The organism is Mesorhizobium sp. M0244, assembly GCF_040321795.1.
GTDB lineage: Bacteria > Pseudomonadota > Alphaproteobacteria > Rhizobiales > Rhizobiaceae > Mesorhizobium.
Window position 1 is genome coordinate 1 of the sequence record NZ_JAMYSE010000200.1, and the last position, 1832, is coordinate 1832.

Sequence of the window (1832 nt, forward strand, 5' to 3'; positions counted from 1 at the left end):
CCGCTCGGCGTGCTGCCGGGTTAACGGAACGGCAGCGAGGCTGGTGGCAACCAACGCTGCCCGAGCTCAGGATAGCTCGCCAAAAAGCTCGAAGCCTGGCCCCGAAGAAGGGCAAGGCTTGGACCGCTTCCAGCGTCTGTCCGGTTGCTCTGGTGTTGAAATGTCAACCGATCGGAACCTTCCATGTGCAGCAATTGCGAACACCATATGAGCTGGCTGAACATTGCCGGATGATGGCGTCGCTGGCCTTGAAGATCGGGACGCATGAAACCGAACTTGACCTGCCGTAGGCGCGCGACACCCGCATCAATGATCTGCTGCAATAACCCGCGTGGCAGCTGAAGCCAGCGTCGGCGTTCTTCGAGTTTACCGGACGAAGTACCCGAAGGCGAAGGATCCATTTTCGCTCCACGCTCCGCGTTTATGGCCATCGCCGACCGAGAGGAAGTTCGCCGCTCCGCTAACGCGGGCCTGGGCGCGCCAAGGTCATCGCTGAATGTAAAGCCATTTCTGCAGAATTCGACGCACACAATGCCGATCCGAGGCCAACTGGGAGTGCATACCCCAGCTTGGAATTGTGCGGAACCGTACGAAGCCGATTGCAAGCAACCAACCTGGTTGGCCGGGCATTAGCAAAGCATCAATTTGGAAAGCATCGGGAGGAAGACCATGCTGCACGTTAACATGCCTCGCGAATTTGAGGTCGGCGATGAGGTTGCGCTGGCAGGTACCGTCATCACGATTCTCCCCAGCGGGCGCGCCAGGGTGAGCATTCCTTCGTATGACCATCCTTATACGATTGATCCGCCACCCAAAGTCCGGGCCGGCGACCGAGTGGTTCTTGTTGGGGACGTCACCCGCATCGATTGCGGGGCGAACAAACTCTCTGTGCGGATTGACTGCGGCGGGGTGATCACGGTCGACAAGTCGGCGATCACTCGGCTGAGAAAGCGGCGCCGGACTTCAGCGGGTTGACGCTCCGGCGATACAACGGCCGGTGTCGGCGTAGGGAAGATGCCAACGCCTTTGAACAGCCCAAGGGTGCGGCGCGGTCCAGCCGGATATGGAGCGGACGAACGGATAAATGGGAGCTCGACGGCTAGGGCACGCGTCCAGCGTAGTGCGTCCCTGGCGTCTTCGGATTACTGGTGAAGCAAGTCAGATCTGGCCTATCGCAACCGCGCCTCACCTGCCGTCCAGCGTTCGGATTCGCGATCGTCGCTCTCGGCAACAGGCGGCGCGCCCGTCCAGGACGTGTCGCACGTGTGCGCTGTGGACGCCCAGCACATTTCGGGTGAAGACAGCGCGGGCATCGCGATCGATCGTAACCTTTCTCTGCAACGAGCGCCTGATCGCCGGTCAGTAGTTTCAATCGCGATGGGCTCCGGCTCGTACCCATTATGGAGATCACATGTTCGTCCCGGGCCCCGATGCCGGCAATAGGTCTGCTTCGGAGCGTCGCGACGGAACTGGGCGACATGGTTGCGGTGGAGTAAGCGCCCTCCCCTGGGTTAACAACCCGGTCGGTGACGGCCGCGACCGCATCGACAACAACCGCAACGGCAATCAAGTCGTCCCTGAAAGGCCGCAAGGTATCTGTCACGACATAGCGTGCCGGCGAAGCTCCGCCCTTGCGACGGGGATTCGTTGTAAGCCGATCAGACGGCAACGCCGGGCCAGATGAGCGAGAACTTACCCTCGGTGTGGGTCTCGACCAGGCTCGACGTTCGTCGAGGGTCGTCGGTAACTGCCGACTACGAGTCAAGGTCGTAGGGCTCGTGGCCCAGCTCGTTGTGATGAAGCGCCTCTGCCATACACCTGATGTCGAACGC

1 protein-coding gene and 1 pseudogene are annotated in these 1832 nt (G+C 60.8%); both read left to right on the top strand.

All coding sequences use genetic code 11. The features are described 5' to 3' along the window. A pseudogene (locus NKJ08_RS38570) lies at nucleotides 1-290 on the top strand (hypothetical protein); the annotation flags it as partial. Between the two features lie 379 nt (nucleotides 291-669). Further along, nucleotides 670-975, top strand: coding sequence for a hypothetical protein (locus tag NKJ08_RS38575; protein ID WP_352531722.1), 306 nt, complete (start codon nucleotides 670-672; stop codon nucleotides 973-975). The last annotated feature ends 857 nt before the right edge of the window (nucleotides 976-1832 follow it).